The sequence below is a fragment of the Arsenicicoccus cauae genome, from assembly GCF_009707125.1.
GTDB classification, from domain to species: domain Bacteria; phylum Actinomycetota; class Actinomycetes; order Actinomycetales; family Dermatophilaceae; genus Arsenicicoccus; species Arsenicicoccus cauae.
In genome coordinates, this window is the sequence record NZ_WLVL01000039.1 from 139,193 (window position 1) to 156,415 (window position 17,223).

The 17,223-nt window shown below is 72.3% G+C and carries 20 protein-coding genes; 11 read left to right on the top strand and 9 right to left on the bottom strand.

The annotated features are described in order from the left end of the window. Window positions 1-693 (top strand): DNA alkylation repair protein, encoded by a 693-nt coding sequence (locus tag GGG17_RS11125; protein WP_311966621.1) that lies wholly within the window; start codon window positions 1-3, stop codon window positions 691-693. A 118-nt stretch (window positions 694-811) separates the two neighbouring features. Here GGG17_RS11125 and GGG17_RS11130 read toward each other — a convergent pair whose 3' ends face one another. Further along, window positions 812-1,300 (bottom strand): hypothetical protein, encoded by a 489-nt coding sequence (locus GGG17_RS11130; protein WP_154593784.1) that lies wholly within the window; start codon window positions 1,298-1,300, stop codon window positions 812-814. Window positions 1,301-1,327: 27 nt separating this feature from the next. Here GGG17_RS11130 and GGG17_RS11135 point away from each other — a divergent pair, with 27 nt between their 5' ends. Next, the gene (locus tag GGG17_RS11135) at window positions 1,328-1,957 is read left to right on the top strand and encodes a flavin reductase family protein (RefSeq protein WP_154593785.1); all 630 of its coding nucleotides are present in this window, start codon (window positions 1,328-1,330) and stop codon (window positions 1,955-1,957) included. Window positions 1,958-1,988: 31 nt separating this feature from the next. Here GGG17_RS11135 and GGG17_RS11140 read toward each other — a convergent pair whose 3' ends face one another. Genes GGG17_RS11140 through GGG17_RS11150 form a run of 3 tightly spaced genes read right to left on the bottom strand, consistent with a single transcriptional unit; the run spans window position 1,989 to window position 5,533 of the window. After that, window positions 1,989-2,876, bottom strand: coding sequence for a MaoC family dehydratase (locus GGG17_RS11140; RefSeq protein WP_154593786.1), 888 nt, complete (start codon window positions 2,874-2,876; stop codon window positions 1,989-1,991). Between the two features lie 7 nt (window positions 2,877-2,883). Then, a complete protein-coding gene (locus GGG17_RS11145) occupies window positions 2,884-4,254 on the bottom strand; it encodes a 3-oxoacyl-ACP reductase (protein ID WP_311966622.1) in 1,371 nt (456 codons plus the stop codon). Window position 4,255: 1 nt separating this feature from the next. Then, window positions 4,256-5,533 carry an acetyl-CoA C-acetyltransferase gene (locus tag GGG17_RS11150; RefSeq protein ID WP_154593787.1) on the bottom strand — a complete coding sequence of 426 codons (1,278 nt, stop codon included), beginning with the start codon at window positions 5,531-5,533 and terminating at the stop codon, window positions 4,256-4,258. A gap of 93 nt (window positions 5,534-5,626) precedes the next feature. On the opposite strand from GGG17_RS11150, the gene GGG17_RS11155 reads away from it, so the two are divergent. From GGG17_RS11155 to GGG17_RS11180, 6 genes are all read left to right on the top strand, one after another. Beyond that, window positions 5,627-6,280: a TetR/AcrR family transcriptional regulator gene (locus tag GGG17_RS11155; protein WP_154593788.1), complete on the top strand. Its 654-nt coding sequence runs from the start codon at window positions 5,627-5,629 to the stop codon at window positions 6,278-6,280. 164 nt (window positions 6,281-6,444) lie between these two features. Continuing rightward, window positions 6,445-6,948, top strand: a complete 504-nt coding sequence (locus GGG17_RS11160; RefSeq protein ID WP_154593789.1) for a methylated-DNA--[protein]-cysteine S-methyltransferase — start codon at window positions 6,445-6,447, stop codon at window positions 6,946-6,948. A gap of 17 nt (window positions 6,949-6,965) precedes the next feature. Continuing rightward, entirely contained in the window at window positions 6,966-7,460 is a 495-nt protein-coding gene (locus tag GGG17_RS11165) for an RNA polymerase sigma factor (protein ID WP_154593790.1), read from the top strand. Next, entirely contained in the window at window positions 7,453-8,076 is a 624-nt protein-coding gene (locus GGG17_RS11170) for a methylated-DNA--[protein]-cysteine S-methyltransferase (protein WP_154593791.1), read from the top strand. Before GGG17_RS11165 ends, GGG17_RS11170 begins: the two co-directional genes overlap by 8 nt. Before the next feature lie 9 nt (window positions 8,077-8,085). Further along, the gene (locus GGG17_RS11175) at window positions 8,086-8,676 is read left to right on the top strand and encodes a DNA-3-methyladenine glycosylase I (protein ID WP_154593792.1); all 591 of its coding nucleotides are present in this window, start codon (window positions 8,086-8,088) and stop codon (window positions 8,674-8,676) included. Between the two features lie 54 nt (window positions 8,677-8,730). After that, the gene (locus tag GGG17_RS11180; RefSeq protein WP_154593793.1) at window positions 8,731-9,144 is read left to right on the top strand and encodes a MerR family transcriptional regulator; all 414 of its coding nucleotides are present in this window, start codon (window positions 8,731-8,733) and stop codon (window positions 9,142-9,144) included. Window positions 9,145-9,168: 24 nt separating this feature from the next. Here the strand turns inward: GGG17_RS11180 and GGG17_RS11185 are convergent, their stop codons facing one another. The 4 genes from GGG17_RS11185 to gdhA form a co-directional block, all read right to left on the bottom strand. Then, a complete protein-coding gene (locus GGG17_RS11185) occupies window positions 9,169-9,837 on the bottom strand; it encodes a serine O-acetyltransferase (RefSeq protein ID WP_195849213.1) in 669 nt (222 codons plus the stop codon). Between the two features lie 181 nt (window positions 9,838-10,018). After that, window positions 10,019-11,890: an AMP-dependent synthetase/ligase gene (locus tag GGG17_RS11190; protein WP_195849214.1), complete on the bottom strand. Its 1,872-nt coding sequence runs from the start codon at window positions 11,888-11,890 to the stop codon at window positions 10,019-10,021. Window positions 11,891-11,895: 5 nt separating this feature from the next. Continuing rightward, window positions 11,896-12,051: a hypothetical protein gene (locus GGG17_RS16060; protein ID WP_195849215.1), complete on the bottom strand. Its 156-nt coding sequence runs from the start codon at window positions 12,049-12,051 to the stop codon at window positions 11,896-11,898. Window positions 12,052-12,145: 94 nt separating this feature from the next. Next, window positions 12,146-13,498: an NADP-specific glutamate dehydrogenase gene (gene gdhA, locus GGG17_RS11195; protein WP_154593796.1), complete on the bottom strand. Its 1,353-nt coding sequence runs from the start codon at window positions 13,496-13,498 to the stop codon at window positions 12,146-12,148. Window positions 13,499-13,551: 53 nt separating this feature from the next. On the opposite strand from gdhA, the gene GGG17_RS16930 reads away from it, so the two are divergent. Next, window positions 13,552-13,674, top strand: coding sequence for a hypothetical protein (locus tag GGG17_RS16930; RefSeq protein ID WP_283809796.1), 123 nt, complete (start codon window positions 13,552-13,554; stop codon window positions 13,672-13,674). Between the two features lie 194 nt (window positions 13,675-13,868). Here GGG17_RS16930 and GGG17_RS11200 read toward each other — a convergent pair whose 3' ends face one another. Beyond that, complete coding sequence (locus tag GGG17_RS11200) at window positions 13,869-15,071, bottom strand: MFS transporter (protein ID WP_154593797.1); 1,203 nt, start codon at window positions 15,069-15,071, stop codon at window positions 13,869-13,871. A gap of 119 nt (window positions 15,072-15,190) precedes the next feature. Between GGG17_RS11200 and GGG17_RS11205 the strand changes: the two genes are divergently transcribed. Together GGG17_RS11205 and GGG17_RS11210 are read left to right on the top strand one after the other, a co-directional pair. After that, complete coding sequence (locus GGG17_RS11205) at window positions 15,191-16,891, top strand: sodium:solute symporter family protein (RefSeq protein WP_154593798.1); 1,701 nt, start codon at window positions 15,191-15,193, stop codon at window positions 16,889-16,891. A 10-nt stretch (window positions 16,892-16,901) separates the two neighbouring features. After that, entirely contained in the window at window positions 16,902-17,210 is a 309-nt protein-coding gene (locus tag GGG17_RS11210; protein ID WP_154593799.1) for a hypothetical protein, read from the top strand. Window positions 17,211-17,223: the final 13 nt, after the last annotated feature.

Below are 17,223 nucleotides of genomic sequence, written 5' to 3' on the forward strand. Positions count from 1 at the left end.
GTGAGCGACGCCGACACCCTGGTCGCGCAGGTCCGGGCGGCCCTGGCCGCGCACGCCGACCCGGAGCGGGCCGCCGGGCAGCAGCGCTACATGCGGTCGGCCATGCCGTTCCACGGGCTGACGACACCGCAGCGACGGCTCGTGACCCGCCCGATCCTCGCGGCGCACCGCCTGGCCACCCGCGAGGAGTGGGAGGCCACCATCCGCCGGCTGTGGGATGAGGCGACCCACCGCGAGGAGCGCTACACCGCGATCGAGCTGCTCCGGCACCGGGCCTACCGCGGCTGGCGGGACACGGCGCTGGCACCTCTGCTCGAGCACCTGATCACGACCGGCGCGTGGTGGGACGTCGTCGACGCGACCACGCCGGTCGTCGGCGAGATCCTGCGCGCGGAGCCGGGACTCGCGTCGCAGCTGCGCGAATGGTCGAGGTCGGACGACCTGTGGCTGCGCCGAGCCTCGATCATCGGCCAGCTCGACAGCAAGGGCCGCACCGACGTCGCGCTCCTGCAGGACTGCCTGGACGCCAACCTCGGCGACCGCGAGGTCTTCATCCGCAAGGCGATCGGGTGGGCGTTGCGCCAGCACGCCCGCGTCGACCCCACCTGGGTGCGGACGTATGTCGCGACCCGGCGCACCCGCCTGTCGCCCCTGTCGGTCCGCGAGGCCCTCAAGCACCTCGGCGACGCCTGACCCGCGCGCACATCCCGCGCTCCCCCAGCAGAAATGTCACACCCAGCGACCCCACACGCGCACATCCCGCGCTCCCCCAGCAGAAATGTCTCGCCCCGCGGCTCGGGACGGCGCGGCGTCAGCCGTCGAGGTCGGCGAGGAGCGAGTCGCGCTGGTCGGCGGGGATCGCGTCGACGGGCAGCGGGGTGCGGGTGTTGTCGCGGCGCTCCAGGACGAGCACGCCGTCGTCGGTGACCCGCGCCCGACGGAAACGGTCGAGCGGGTGCTCCGTCCCCGAGAGCGGGAAGCGCACGAGGCGGGCGGGGGCGTCATACCGCAGGGCGAAGCGCTCCTGGCGACCGAGGGCCGAGGTGACCCGTCGGCGCCGACCGACGTCGGCCCCCACGAGGACCAGCGCCAGGATGGCGGGCGCGAGGGCCAGCCACCACGAGATCGATCCGCCGGACAACGCCACGACCACCGCCGCGACGACAGTCAGCCCGACGAGCACGATCTCGAAGGCGCGCGCCTTGCGGCGTGTGGGGCCGTCGATGGCCTCCGCCAGCCGACGGACGAGCTCGGGCGTCGAGGTGACGACCGGTCCGCCGTCGTGGTCGAGGGTCTCCATGGCGGGGACTCTAGCTAGGGTGGCGGCATGCGTCACGACTTCCCGGTCCACGGAGAGAACGCCCCGGACAACCCGGCCCTCTATCGCCTGCTGACGTCGGTGATCGTCCCGCGGCCCATCGCCTGGGTCACCTCACGGTCCGCCGCGGGGGTGGACAACCTCGCACCGCACTCGTTCTACACCGTGGCGTGCGTGGACCCGCCAATGGTCCAGTTCACCTCGGTGGGGGTCAAGGACACCCTGCGAAACGTCCGGGAGACAGGAGAGTTCGTCGTGCACCTGCTCGGGGAGCGGCACGTCGAGGTGGGCAACGCGTCGGGCACGGACTACCCGCCACAGGTGAGCGAGCTCGACGCGCTCCAGCTCGAGCGGGAGCCCAGCGTCACCGTCGCCGTGCCCCGGCTGGCCGCCAGCCCGGTGGCCATCGAGTGCCGTCTGCACGCCGCCCTCACCCTCGGCGACTCGACAGTGGTGATCGGCGCGGTGCAGCACGTCGCCGTCGACGAGGACGTCCTCGACCTCAGCCGCCCCGACGGCCCGCACGCCCGGATCCGTGATCTCGCGCCGCTCGCCCGGCTCGGCCGGGACGAGTGGGGCACGGTCGGCGAGGTGCTGGAGATCAAGCGGATCCCGTACTCCCGCATCAGCGGTCGTTGACGCGCCCGGGCGGGGGCGCGGGCGACGCCGGTCAGGCCTCGAGGGTGGCGACCAGGTGGACGGTCTCGGGCCTCTTGGTAGAGCGCATTGCGGCGACCTGGACGTCGCCGGAGCGGTCCACCACGAGGTCGACGGTGGTGGGCAGCAGCACGGGCTTGCGGAACCACACGTGCGACCGGCTCGGGCCGGTGCTCGCGGGGCCCAGTGCGGCGAGGGTCCGTGCGCCGGTCCACATGCCGTGGGCGATGGCCCGCGGGAACCCCATGGCCCGCGCGGTCAGCGGGTGCAGGTGGATCGGGTTGACGTCCCCCGAGACGGAGGCATAGCGGCGGCCCAGGTCGTCGGCCAGCCGCCACCGGGCGCACGGCTCACCCGCCGGTATGCCGGGCGCGTCAGCGCCGCGCGGGGCGCCGTCGTCGCCGCGACCCCGCTGCAGATAGGTGCTGGTCTCCTCCCACACCGCCTCGCCGTCGACCTGCAGGAGCGTGACCAGGTCGACGAGTCGCCCCTTGGGGTGAGGGCGCAGCGCCTCGGCCCACACGGTGACGTCGTAGTCCTCACCGGCGGTCAGGGTGCGGTGCACGGTCGTGGCGTTCTCGACGTGCACGAGACCGGGCATGGGTAGCGGGAAGTCCCGGTCGGACATGATCTTGGCCGCGAGCGGGAAGCCCAGCAGGTGCGGGTAGGCGTGCGGCAGGACGTCGCCTCCCGGCGCCCCGACGAGGCGCTGGTAGTCCGCGAGGTGACCCCGGTCGACCTGCACGCCGCGGCGCAGCAGGCGCCGGGTGGTCAGGTCACCGCCCCGGCCCTTGGCGGTAAGGGCGCCGCGCACGAGCGAGCCCACCAGCGACGGGGACTCGCGGATCTCGCGGATCTCGCCGAGCTCCGGGCTGGGGAGCGCGGGCTGGTCGGTCGTCATCCTGCGCTCACGCCCCGATCATGTTCTGCCCGCACACCCGGATGACCTGGCCGTTGACCCCCGCCGAGGCCGGCTGGACGAGCCAGGCGATCGTGTCGGCGACGTCGACCGGCAGACCGCCCTGCTGCAGGGAGGACAGGCGCCGGGCCGCCTCACGCGTGGCGAACGGCATCTTGCCGGTCATCTCGGTCTCGATCAGGCCGGGGGCGACGCCGTTGATGGTGATGCCGCGCTCCGCGAGCTGCGGGGCGAGGGCGCCCACGAGCCCGATGATCGCGGCCTTGGTGGCCGAGTAGTTGGTCTGGCCGCGGTTGCCCGCGAAGCCGGACTGGCTGGACAGGCACACCATGCGGCCGCCCTCGCCGAGACCGTCGGGGCCGAGGAGGGTCTCGTTCATCTGCACGATCGAGGCGAGGTTGACGGCCATGACGCTGTCCCAACGGGACTCGTCCATGTTGACGAAGAGCTTGTCGCGGGTGATGCCGGCGTTGTGCACCACGATGTCGAGGCCGCCGTGACGCGTGCGGGCGTGGTCGAGGATGCGTCGGCCGGCGTCCTCGGCGGTGACGTCGAGCTGGAGCGCGGTGCCGCCCACCTCGTTGGCCACGCGCGCCAGGGCCTCGCCGGCCGCGGGCACGTCGACGCACACGACCGTGGCGCCGTCGCGGTGCAGGGTGCGGGCGATGGCCGCACCGATGCCGCGAGCCGCACCCGTCACGACGGCCACCCGGCCGTCGAGGGGGCGGTCGACCGACGGGTTGGCCTGCGCCGCAGCGTCGCTCACCCGGACCGGCTGGCCGTCGACGAAGGCCGACCGACCCGAGAGGAAGAAGCGCACGGCCTCGCCGACGTTGGCCTCGGCCTGCTGCGCGACGCCCTCGCCGGTGCCGCCCTCGCGGACCGGCCCGAGGACGAGGTTGGCCGTCGCGCCCGCTCGGAGCTCCTTGGCCAGGGATCGGGTGAACCCGTCGAGCGCGCGCTGGGTCGCCACCTGCACGGGGTCCGTGAGCTGGGTGGGGTCGGTGCCGAGGACGACGACGCGCGCGTTGCGGGCGAGCCGCTTGACGGCCGGCGCCGCCAGCTCGGGCAGCGCCGCGAGGTCGGAGGGCCGACGCGCGTCCGACAGGTCGAGCACGATGCCACCGAGGCGGCCCTCGCCCAGCTCGTCGAGCGAGCCCACCACGGAGACAGCGGCGTTGGTGAGCAGGGAGCGCACGCTCGCGGCATACGAGCCCGTCCCGGCCACGAGCACCGGTGACTCGCAGAGGATCTGGCCCGGCTCGTAGCGCCGCAGGCGCACCGGGGCGGGCAGCCCCAGCCGCTGGGCGACATTCTTGCCGAAGGGGGTGTTGACGAAGTCGGAGTACTGGTCGGTCACCTCAGGCCTCCACGATCGCGACGACGCCCTGGCCACCGGCCGCGCAGATGGAGATCAGGCCGCGGCCCGAGCCCCGCTCGTGCAGCATCTTGGCCAGGCTGGCGAGGATGCGGCCACCGGTGGCCGCGAAGGGGTGGCCCGCCGCGAGGGACGAGCCGTTGACGTTGAGCTTGGCGCGGTCGATCGAGCCGAGCGGGGCGTCCAGGCCGAGCCGCTCGCGGCAGAAGTCCTCGTCCTCCCACGCCGCGAGGGTCGACAGCACCGTCGAGGCGAAGGCCTCGTGGATCTCGTAGAAGTCGAAGTCCTGCAGGCTCAGGCCGTTTCGCGCGAGCAGGCGGGGCACGGCATACGCCGGCGCCATCAGCAGGCCCTCGTCGCCGTGTACGTAGTCGACGGCCGCCGTCTCGCCGTCGACGAACCAGGCGAGAGGCTCGAGGTGGTGCTCGCGCGCCCACTCCTCGCTCGCGAGGAGCACGGTCGAGGCGCCGTCGGTGAGCGGGGTGGAGTTGCCCGCGGTCATCGTGGCGCCCTCACCCTTGCCGAAGACGGGCTTGAGCGTGGCGAGCTTGTCGACCGTGGAGTCGGGGCGCAGGTTGTTGTCCCTGGTGAGGCCCATGAACGGCGTCATCAGGTCGTCGAAGAAGCCACGGTCGTAGGCGGCGGCGAGGTTGCGATGCGAGGCGGCGGCCAGCTCGTCCTGCGCCTCGCGGGTGATGCCCCAGCGCTTGGCGGTCTGGGCCATGTGCTCGCCCATCGAGAGCCCGGTGCGTGGCTCGTCGTTCTGCGGGGCGACGGGCGCGAGGTGCTGGGGTCGCAGGCTGGCGACCGCCTTGGCGCGGGCCAGGGGGGTCTTGGCTCGCATCGCCGTGAGCAGGGTGCGGCGCAGACCCTCGCTGATGACGATCGGGGCGTCCGAGGTGGTGTCGACGCCACCGGCGATGCCGACGTCGATCTGGCCGAGGGCGATCTTGTTGCTGACGAGGATCGCGGCCTCGAGGCCGGTGCCGCACGCCTGCTGCAGGTCATAGGCCGGGGTCTGCGCGGACAGCCGGGTGCCGAGCACGGACTCGCGGGTGAGGTTGAAGTCGCGCGAGTGCTTGATCACGGCCCCGGCGGCGACCTCGCCGAGCCGCTGCCCCGCGAGGCCGTAGCGGGCGACCAGCCCGTCGAGCGCGGCGGTGAGCATGTCCTGGTTGGAGGCCTTGGCGTAGGCGCCGTTGGACCGGGCGAAGGGGATGCGATTGCCGCCGAGGACGGCGACGCGACGGGTGGTCGTCATGGGTGCTCCTGTGCGAGACGGGTCGGACGCTCCCGCCAATGTAACCGATACCCTGAGTATCCGATACCTTGATCACCTGATAACTTCTGGCGTATGACGAGCGCCACTCCCGCCTCGGACGACGACGCCGGGCGCGCCGACGGACGAGTCGACGGGCGCGCCTCGCGCTGGGACGAGCACCGTCGCCAGCGTCGGGTCGAGCTCGTGGACCACACCGTCCGCGCCATCCGCAGGCACGGCGCCGGGGTCGGTCTCGACGACGTCGCGGCCCAGGCGGGGACCAGCAAGACCGTGATCTACCGGCACTTCGACGATCGGACGGGCCTGTACCGAGCGGTGGCGCAACGGGTAGAGGGGCAGATCGTGGGCCGGGTTCGCTCGTCGCTCGACGCCGACGCCTCGCCGCGCGAGGTGCTGGAGTCCGTCATCGACGCCTACCTGCGCCTGGTGGAGCGCGACCCCGAGCTGTACCGCTTCGTCATACGACGTCCGCTGGTCGAGGGCCCCCTGGACGACGACCCGGTGCCCGGCATCACCAGCCAGGTGGCGGCCACCATCGCCGGTCTGCTCGACGACACGACCACCCCGGCGATCGCCCACGTGTGGGCTGTGGCCCTCGTCGGCTCGGTGCAGGCGTGCGCCGACGACTGGCTCGCCGCCGACCCCGCCGCCCGGATGACACGGGCCGAGCTCACGCACCAGCTCGCCGAGCTGGCCTGGCACGGCATCGCCCAGACCTATCGGTAGGCCTGTGCCAGGCTGGCACCATGACCGCCCCGCACGTCGTCGCCGTCAGCCGCGACGAGCCCCTGGCCCCCGTCTGACCCGGACCTCACACATCGGCAGGCTGCGGCGTCTACGGTGTGAGGCGGGGCAGCGAGCCGCGCGACACACGAGTCCCGAGGAGCAGGATGCGTCGCCACACGATCATCGACAGCCCCGTCGGGCCGCTGACCGCGGTCGCCGACGCGGACGCGCTGATCGCGGTCTACTTCGAGGCGCACGGACGCCGGCCTGCCGTCACCGACCACGGTGCTCGCGTCGACGCCGACCCGCTGCTGGCGCGCGTGAGCGCCCAGCTGGGCGAGTACTTCGCGGGCCGGCGCACGACCTTCGACCTGCCGCTGGCGCCGCCAGGCGATGCCTTCCAGCAGCGCGTATGGGCCCAGCTGCGCGAGATCCCCTACGGCGAGACGCGGTCCTACGGACAGCTCGCCCGGGCCCTCGGCCAGCCTGGCGCGGCCCAGGCGGTCGGCAACGCCAACGGCGCCAACCCGATCTCCGTCGTCGTCCCCTGCCACCGCGTCATCGGGTCCGACGGCTCCCTGACCGGCTACGCAGGGGGCCTGGAACGCAAGCGCTGGCTCCTCGCGCACGAGGAGCCAGCGGCCGACGTGACCGGTCGACTCTTTTGAGCAGCAACGGATCTCGTATGCCGCGCACCGAGCCCTTCGAGGACGTGGTCACCGCGCACGGGGCCACCGTCCTGCGGGTGTGCCGCGCCGTGGTGGGGCCCGTCGACGCCGAGGACGCCTGGTCCGAGACCTTCCTCGCGGCCTTGCGCGCCTGGCCACGGCTGGACGCGGACGCCAATGTCGAGGCGTGGCTGGTCACGATCGCGCACCGCAAGGCCATCGACCTGGTGCGCAAGGACGCTCGCAGCACACCGACCGATCACCTCCCGGACCGTCCTGCACGCCAGGGCAACCCGCACGACCACGACCCCGACCTGTGGCGCGCGCTGGCCGGGCTCACCGACCGACAGCGGCAGGCCGTCGCCTACCACCACCTGGCCGGGCTGCCGCACGCCGAGGTCGCGGCGATCCTCGGCAGCACCCCGGCCGCCGCGCGCCGGGCCTGCGCCGACGGCATCGCTGCGCTCCGCCGCACGTATCCCCTGCTCGCCGAGGAGGACCCGCATGACTGACCTCGCCGCCCTCGACCACGTCGACCCGTCGCACCTGGCTGCGCTGCGCGCCCGCCTCGCCGAACGCGCCCTCGCCGCAGGCGAGCTCGACCTGCGGCACCGGAGCGTGGACTCACCTCTCGGGCCCCTGCTCGTGGCTGCCACCCCCCGAGGGGTGGTCCGGGTCGCGTTCTCCCACGAGGGGTTCGACGAGGTCGTCGCCGACCTGGCCCGCCGCCTGTCGCCCCGTGTCCTGCCCGCGGGATCCACCCTCGACGACGTTGCGCGCGAGCTCGACGAGTTCTTCGCCGGACGCCGGGACGAGATCCGCGTGGCCACGGACCTGGTGCTGGCCCAGGGATTTCGGCGACAGGTCCTGGACCACCTGCGCGAGATCCCTTATGGGAGGACGGAGTCCTACGCCGCCGTCGCCACCTCCTGCGGCAACCCGCGTGCGGTGCGGGCCGTCGGGACGGCCTGCGCCACCAACCCCGTCCCCATCCTCGTGCCCTGCCACCGCGTCGTCCGTAGCGACGGCACGACCGGCGCCTATCGTGGTGGAGCCGCGGCCAAGCGGTGGCTGCTGGCAATGGAGTCCGCCGCGGTCACGCCGGCGGATCGGCATACCGGCACCTGAGGAGAGTCGTTGAGCGAGATCGTGATCGGCGAGGACGGCCTGGCGCGCCCACCGTGGGCGGCGACCGACCCTCTCCTGCGCGACTACTACGACACCGAGTGGGGGATGCCGGTCCGCGACGAGCGCGGGGTCTACGAGCGGCTGAGCCTGGAGGCCTTCCAGTCCGGCCTGTCCTGGGCGACGATCCTGCGCAAGCGACCGGCCTTCCGCGCCGCCTTCGCGGACTTCGACCCCGACGTCGTCGCGGCCTACGGCGAGCGCGACGTCGAGCGGCTGATGGGCGACGCCGGCATCGTCCGCAACCGCCGCAAGATCGAGGCGACCATCACCAACGCCCGCGCGACCGTGGCCCTGCGCCGCGAGGGCGGGCTGCCCGAGCTCGTCTGGTCCCACCGCCCCGCCGCGACCCCCGCGCCGAGGACCCTCGCCGAGATCCCGACCACGTCCCCGGAGTCGGTGGCGCTGTCGCGGGCGCTGAAGGCGCGCGGGTTCCGATTCGTGGGGCCGACGACGATGCACGCCCTGATGGAGGCCCTCGGCATCATCGACACCCACCTGGTCGACAGCCATCGCCGGGGATCGTCGGGGGTCTGGGCCTGACCGGGCTAGGATGCCTAGCCAGCCACCCTGCCCACCAGGCCCCCGGAGTCCTCGATGCTGACCTCGCCCGTGTCCGGGCCCGTCCCCGACCGCCCTCTGCACATCGGGGACGTCGCCGACCTGACGGGGCTGAGCCTGCGGTCCATCCGGCACTACGAGGACCTGGGGCTCGTGACGCCCCGCGGCCGCACCAACGGCGGCTTCCGCATCTATGGCGCCGAGGCCGTCGAGCGGCTGCGGCTCGTGATGGACCTCAAGATCATCGGGCTGCCTCTCGAGCGGATCCGTCCGATCGTCGACGCCTGCCTGGCGCTGGAGAACGGCGAAGGCACGGTCCACGACGTGGCGACCGTCGACGAGTGCCGCTCGGACGTCACGACAGCGATGGCCGAGATCGAGCAGCGGTTGTCGGCGGCCAAGCACCTGGGGCAACGGCTGGGACAGGCCACCGCCCGCGCGAGGGTCTGATCGGTCCCGCGCGAGGGCCCGGGATCAGGAGGCGCGCGGCGTCGCCGCGAGCCGGTCGGGCCCGCTCACGACACCCTTGGGGAGCACGGCCTTGCCCCCGGCGGGCACGTCCTCGGTGACCACGGCGTTGGCGCCCACCCGGGCACCGGCACCCACCGCGACGGGCCCGACGACCACGGCACCAGCGCCCAGAGAGACGCCGTCGCCGATGGTCGGCACGTTGTGCGCCTGGTCGTCGACGTCGTCGCGGTGCAGGCCGATCGTGACGTTCTGCCGCAGCGTGACGTCGTCACCGATCACCGCGTCGCGGTGCACGACGATGCCGCCCTGGTGAGCGACCCGGATGCGACGGCCCAGGCTCACCTCGGCCGGGATCTCGATGCCGTAGACGGACCGGGCAACCCACTGCCCCGCACGAGCGGCGCGACCCACAGGTCCCCGCGCCCATCGCGGGGCCTCACCGGAGGCTGCCCAGCGGGCCAGACGCTGCGACGCGACGGCCTGGAATCCCGGCGACGAGATGCCGTCGTTGCGCTGGCGGTCCTCGCGCAGGATGTCGACGATCGGGTGGCGCCGGGCGAGCCACTCGACCCAGCGGCGCTCGGCAGGGACGCGGGCATCGCAAGAGGTGGGCTGGGCGGGCTCGGGCTGAGGCGCGTCCCACGGGGGCCGGAAGGCGTTGGACCGGGTCACGGCTGTGGCTCCTTGGCGAAGGTCGGCGAGCTCGGCGATGACGTCAACCCTACCCTTACGTGAGGGTAGGGTAGGCGTCGGCGCGAAATGTGCAGACATCTCTCAGGTTGGCAGCGCCAGACGGTGGGCCGCGATCACCCGGCGGCATACGACATGGCCGTGCGTGTCGGCCTGTGGACGGTCAGCCGCGGCGGTAGAGCCCGTCGATCTCGTCGGCGAACTGCGAGGTCACCGCGCCGCGACGGAGCTTCATGGTGGGGGTGAGGTGCCCTCCCTCCTCGGTCAGCTCGGCCGGGAGGATCGTGAACCGGGCGATCCGCTCGGCGTGCGACACCGTCGCGTTCGCGTCGTCCACCGCGCGCTGCAGCTCGGCCCGCAGGGCGGCGTCGTCCACCAGCTCGGTCACGGGGGTCGCCGGGCGGCCCTGCTCGGCGAGCCACTCGCCCACCGCCTCCTCGTCCAGGGTGATCAGCGCCCCGATCGCCGGACGTGCGTCGCCGACGACGACGGCCTGGGACACGAGGCGGTGCGCGCGGATCACGTCCTCGAGCGGGGCGGGCGAGACGTTCTTGCCCGAGTCGGTGACGATGATCTCCTTGGCCCGGCCGGTGATGTGGACGTAGCCGTCGGCGTCGATGCGCGCCAGGTCGCCGGTGCGGAACCACCCGTCCTCGTCGAGGACCTCCGCGGTGGCCTCGGGGTTGCCCCAGTAGCCGCGGAAGACGTGGCGGCCCCGGACCAGCAGCTCACCCTTGGCGTCGACCCGGGCGTCATACGTCGGCAGCGGCCGCCCTACCGACCCGATGCGCATCTGCGCCGCGGTGTTGACGGTGGCCGCCCCCGTCGTCTCGGTGAGGCCGTAGCCCTCGAGGACCGTGATGCCGATGCCGTGGAAGTAGTGGCCGAGCCGCTCCCCCAGGGGCGCCCCCCCGCTCACGACATAGCGCACCTGGCCGCCGAAGAGCTCGCGGATCCTGGCATAGACGAGCCGGTCGAAGACCGCGTGCTGCGCCGCCAGGAGCGGCCCCACCCGGCCGCCCTGGCGGGCCTTGCTCCACCGGATGGCGGTGGTGGTCGCGGCGTCGAAGATGCGGCCCTTGCCGTCCTTGGCGGCCTTGCGCTGCGCGCCGTCGTAGATGCGTTCGAAGATGCGCGGCACCGCCACCGTGAAGGTCGGGCGGAGCGTCGCCAGGTCGAGCGTCACGCGGCCGGGGTCGCTGTGGCCGACGGTGGTGCCGTCGAGCAGGAAGGCGACCTCCATGAGTCGTCCCAGGACGTGCGCCATGGGCAGGAAGAACAGGCAGCAGGCGTCCTCCGGGTCGAACAGCTCGGGCAGCTGCCCCACGGCCAGCTCGGCCTCCCGCAGGAGGTTGTCGTGCGTCAGCTCGCAGCCCTTGGGTCGCCCCGTGGTGCCGGAGGTGTAGATCAGGGTGGCCAGGTCGTCGCGGGTCAGTGCCTCGCGGCGCCGGTCGAGCTCGGCGTCGTCGACCTCGCCGGCCCGGGTGACGAGGACGTCCAGGCTGGTCGCGCCGTCGATGTCATCGGCGTCGTCGCGGTCGCGGATGTCGTCGATGCTCCAGCGGTGGACGAGGACCGGCAGCCGGGACGCGATCTGCTCGACCATCGCGACCCCGTCGCGCCCCTCGACGACGACGCCGACCGCGCCGGAGTCCTCGAGGATCCACTCCAGCTGCGAGGCCGACGAGGAGTCGTAGACCGCGACCGGGATCGCGCCCGCGGTCCACAGCGCCAGGTCGACGAGCATCCACTCGTAGCGGGTGCGGCTCATCAGCGCGACGCGGTCTCCCGGCTGCACCCCGGCCGCGACGAAACCCTTGGCCAGCTGCGCGATCTCGGAGGCGAGCTGAGTGGCGGTGACGGGGTGCCAGTCCTTGCCCCGACGCCGGCGCGCCACGACCTTGGTGGGGGTGCGGCGGGCCACCTCGGGCGCGACGGCGGCGAGGTTGGCGGGCGGGGAGGCCTGCCACCAGCGGCGGGACGATGACGTGGAGGAGGGAGAGCCGGCGGGGCGGGCGGTGCTGCGGGAGGTCACGGCGCCTACCGTACCGGCTGGTCCCCGACCTGGCAGGGCTGCGGGAGGGTGGTGATGGACCGGGCCTGGAGGCACCACACCTCGCGGCGGCCGGCCACGGCGCCGAGGGCCCACTCGACGTCGACGAGCAGCTGGACCAGAGCCGCCAGCACGTTGTCCACCCCCGCGACCGGCAGGAGGGGGCGACCGGCCGGGTGGCGACGACGGGCAGGTCGGTGGGCCCGTAGGAAAGCCCAGGAAGGGACGCCCCCTTCGTCAGATGACGCCGAGCGAGAGCATGGCGTCGGCCACCTTGACGAAGCCCGCGATGTTTGCGCCCTTGACGAAGTCGCCGGGCACGCCATACTCCTCGGCCGTCATCGCGCAGGTGCCGAAGACGCCCGACATGATCTCCCGCAGCCGCTCCTCGGTGTGCTCGAAGGTCCACGAGTCGCGTGAGGCGTTCTGCTGCATCTCGAGCGCGGACACGGCGACGCCGCCGCAGTTGGACGCCTTGCCGGGTGCGAAGAGCACCCCGGCCTGCTGCAGGGCGTCGGTCGCGTCGGGGGTGGTGGGCATGTTGGCGCCCTCCGCCACGACCCGGCAGCCGTTCCTGATCAGGGCCCGGGCGCCGGCGACCGGCAGCTCGTTCTGCGTCGCGCAGGGCAGGGCCACGTCGCACGGGACGTCCCAGATGGAACCGTCGGCGACGTGGCGAGCCGACGACCGGTTCTCGGCATACGCGCTGATCCGCTCGCGGCGGACCTCCTTCAGGTCCTTCATGACGTCGATGTCGATGCCGTCCTCGTCGACGACGTAGCCGCCCGAGTCGCTCATCGCCACGACCGTGCCCCCGAGCTGCTCGACCTTCTGCGCCGCGTAGATCGCGACGTTGCCGGAGCCCGAGACCACGACCCGCATGCCGTCGAACCCGCTCTTGCGCATCGCCAGCATCTCCTCGGCGAAGAACACGGTGCCGTAGCCGGTGGCCTCCGTGCGGGTCTGCGCCCCACCCCAGGTCAGGCCCTTGCCGGTCAGCACGCCGGCCTCGTAGCGGTTGGTGATGCGCTTGTACTGCCCGAAGAGGTAGCCGATCTCGCGGCCGCCGACGCCGATGTCGCCCGCCGGCACGTCGGTGTACTCCCCGATGTGGCGGTAGAGCTCGGTCATGAAGGCCTGGCAGAAGCGCATGACCTCGCCGTCCGACTTGCCCTTGGGGTCGAAGTCGGAGCCGCCCTTGCCGCCACCGATGGGCAGCCCGGTCAGGGAGTTCTTGAAGACCTGCTCGAAGCCGAGGAACTTGACGATGCCGAGGTAGACGCTGGGGTGGAAGCGCAGCCCGCCCTTGTAAGGCCCGAGCGCGGAGTTGAACTCGACGCGGAAGCCCCGGTTGACCTGCACGCGGCCCTGGTCGTCGACCCACGGCACGCGAAAGATGATCTGCCGCTCGGGCTCGGCCAGACGCTCCAGGATGCTGGCGTCGACGTAGTCGGGGCGGCGCTCCAGCACGGGCCCCAGGCTGACGAGCACCTCGTCCACTGCCTGGTGGAACTCCACCTCCCCCGGGTTGCGGCGCAGAATCGTCTCGCGGACGGTCTCGAGGCGCGGGGGCAGCTGGGGCGAGGTCATCGTGGGTCCCTCCCTGTGGTCAGGTGTCCGTGCAATCCTATGTGCTCGACCGTATGACGAACCAGGCGACGTCACGTCAGGACGCAGACCCGCGCGACGCCCCGCGCCGGGGCGAGCACGGCGTCGGGCACCTGCACGCGATCTGCTCCCTCGCTCATGCCCCCATCCTCCCCTGACTCTGCCTACCGTCTGGTTGCCGTAGATCGGGGCTACCTCACCGCTCTCGCCAGACGGCGCGCGGGCATCGTGACGCGCGCCGAGCTCCGCGCAGCAGTGCCACGAGCCACGGGTCGTCGACATATCGGACCGATGATCGGGGGTGAGGGTGCGGGTGGGGGTGAGGTGCGGGTGGGGGCGAGGTGCGGGTGGGTCAGGTGGTGGTAGGGGCGGTCTCGGGGGCGCGCAGCCACGGCACCACCGCGAACAGCGTGATCAGCCCCGACAGCGCGAACGCCGAGCCGTAGCCGACGTGGTCGACGATCACGCCGGCCAGCACGGGCCCCACGATCATGCCCGCGTCCTGCACCATCTGGAAGGTCGCGAGCGCCTCGCCCGCCGAGCGTTCGTTGCCCACGACGTCGGCCACGGCGGCCTGCTGCGCGGGGTTGAACAGCCCCGCCCCGGCCCCCGCCAGCAGCGACACGACGAACAGCAGCCACAGGGACCCGGTGACCCCGACGACCATCGTGAAGACGCCGTTGACCACGAGCCCGGCGATCACCAGAGGGCGGCGACCCCGCAGGTCCGCCATCCGGCCGGAGACGGTGAGGGCGCAGGCGTTGCCGGCGGCGAACACCGCGAGCGCGAGCCCCGCGACCGCAGGGGAGGTGCCGAGCGCCGCGACGGCAAAGAGGGGCAGGATCGCCACGCGCATGCCGAAGTTCGACCAGCCGTTGGCGAAACCGGCCCCCAGGACGGCGCGGTAGGTCGGGTGGGCCCAGGCCTCGCGCACGGTCGTCGGCGGCAGCGGGACCGAGCCGGGGGCCGGCCGCAACGACGCGCCGGACAGGAACACCGCGACGACGGCCGACGCGATGACGAGGGTGACGGCATACACGACGAAGGGCACGCGATAGCCGAGACCGGCCAGGGTGCCGCCGACGACCGGGCCGAGGATGTTGCCCGTGAGGAAGGCCGAGGCGTAGGCCGACGAGACCCGCCCGCGCAGGCTCGGTGGCGCGAGCCGCACGATCAGCGCGGCCGCCGAGACGGTGAACATGGTGGACCCGATGCCCCCGAGCGCACGAAAGACCAGCAGCTGCCAGTAGGAACCGGCGAAGGCGCAGGCCCCCGTCGAGACCGCCACGACGAGCAGACCGAGCAGGTAGACGGGGCGTTCACCGAGCCGACCGATGAGACGCCCGCCGACCGGCGCGAAGACCAGCCGCATCAGCGCGAACGAGCTGACGACGACCGACGACGCCGTCACCCCGACGTCGAAGGACCGCGCGTAGGCGGGCAGCACAGGGGCGATGAGGCCGAAGCCGAGCGCGATGACCAGGGCCGCCGCGACCAGGACCCAGATCTCACGAGGGATGCGCGCCTCTGCGGGCGACGGCGCGAGCGATGACATGGCCCGCACAGTATGACGGTTCGGCCACAGTGCGAGGACCACGAGGGGCCCGGTAGGTGGTCGCCCCGTGGCGGGCGTAGGGTCCCGCCATACCTTTCCACCGACGCAAGGGTGGTCCCATGACTGCACTCGTTCCAGCGGCGGCCCTCGCCGCCAAGGACACGTTGATCGACGCGACCTGGGTCGACTACCTCCTGATCGCGCTGTACTTCCTGTTCGTCCTGGGCATCGGGTTCGCCGCCCGCCGCCAGGTCTCCAGCTCCATCGACTTCTTCCTGTCCGGCCGGTCCCTCCCCGCGTGGGTCACCGGGCTCGCGTTCATCTCGGCCAACCTCGGTGCCGTCGAGATCATGGGCATGAGCGCCACCGGTGCCGAGATGGGCATGCCGACCTTCCACTACTTCTGGATCGGCGCCATCCCGGCGATGCTCTTCCTCGGCGTCGTGATGATGCCGTTCTACTACGGCTCCAAGGTGCGGTCGGTGCCGGAGTTCATGCTCCGTCGCTTCGGCCCGGGCGCTCACCTGGTCAACGCGATCTCGTTCGCGCTGGCGCAGCTGCTGATCGCCGGCGTCAACCTGCTGCTGCTCGCCCGCATCGTCGAGGCGCTGCTCGGCTGGCCGCAGTGGGTGTCGCTGATCGTCGCCGCCGTGATCGTGCTGTCCTACATCACCTTCGGTGGCCTCTCGGCCGCGATCTACAACGAGGTGCTGCAGTTCTTCGTCATCGTGGCGGCGCTGCTGCCGCTGACACTGATCGGTCTGCACCGCGTCGGCGGCTGGGGCGGGTTCACCGAGCGGGTCACGGCCTCGCCCGGTGGCGCCGAGCAGCTGTCGTCCTGGCCGGGCCAGGCGCTGTCGGGCTTCGACAGCCCGATCCTGTCGGTCGTCGGCATCATCTTCGGCCTCGGGTTCGTGCTGTCCTTCGGCTACTGGACGACCAACTTCGTCGAGGTGCAGCGGGCGATGGCGTCCAACTCCATCACCGCGGCCCGCAAGACGCCGATCATCGGCGCCTTCCCCAAGATGTTCATCCCGTTCATCGTGATCCTGCCCGGCATGGTGGCGGCGGTCCTGGTCGGCGAGATCAAGACGCTCAAGGGCGGCGGCGACACGACCGCGACCTACAACGACGCTCTGCTCCTGCTGATGCGCGACGTGCTGCCCAACGGTCTGCTAGGCCTCGCGATCGCGGGTCTGCTGGCGGCGTTCATGGCCGGCATGGCCGCCAACATCTCGGCCTTCAACACGGTGTTCAGCTACGACCTGTGGCAGGAGTACGTCGTCAAGGACAAGCCTGACGAGTACTACCTGCGCGTCGGCCGCCTGGCCACCGTCGCCGCCACCATCATCGCGGTGTTCACGGCCAGCATCGCCGGGCAGTTCGGCAACGTCATGGAGTACCTCCAGACGTTGTTCGGCTTCTTCAACGCCCCGCTGTTCGCGACCTTCATCCTCGGCATGTTCTGGCGGCGGATGACGGCGACGGCCGGCTGGGCGGGCCTGGTGGCCGGCACCGTCTCGGCCATCGGCCTGTGGTACGCCTCGAAGTTCGGTGGTGCGTTCGACATGGCGGGGCAGGGCCTGGCCTTCCTCGCCGCCTCCACGGCCTTCGTCGTCGACATCGTCGTCAGCGTCGTGGTCTCCCTCATGACCAAGCCCAAGCCGCGCGAGTCGCTGCTCGGCCTGGTCTACTCCGAGACGCCGAAGGAGCACCTGACCGACGCGGACGCGGCCGCCCTGCCGCTGCTCGCCCGGCCGGTGCCGCTGGCCGGTCTGGCTCTCGTCCTCGTCATCATCCTCAACACGATCTTCGCCTGAGGAGGCACCGATGAGCACCAGCTCCTCCGCCGCGCAGCCCGCCGATGACAGCCCGGGCACGGGTCGGCACAAGGCGGGCGCGTTCGACATCCGCAACTTCATCGGCTACCTGCTCGGCCTCTACGGCCTGGTCCTCACCCTGATGGGACTGTTCGGGGACAAGGAGCTCGACAAGACCGGTGGCGTCAACGCCAACCTGTGGACCGGCGTCGCCCTGCTGGTCGTCGCCTGCGGCTTCATGGCGTGGGCGCGCCTGCGGCCGATCGTGGTCCCGGACCACAGCGACACCGAGGGGATGGATCGCCCGGTGGGTCACTGAGCTCGGGATCCGT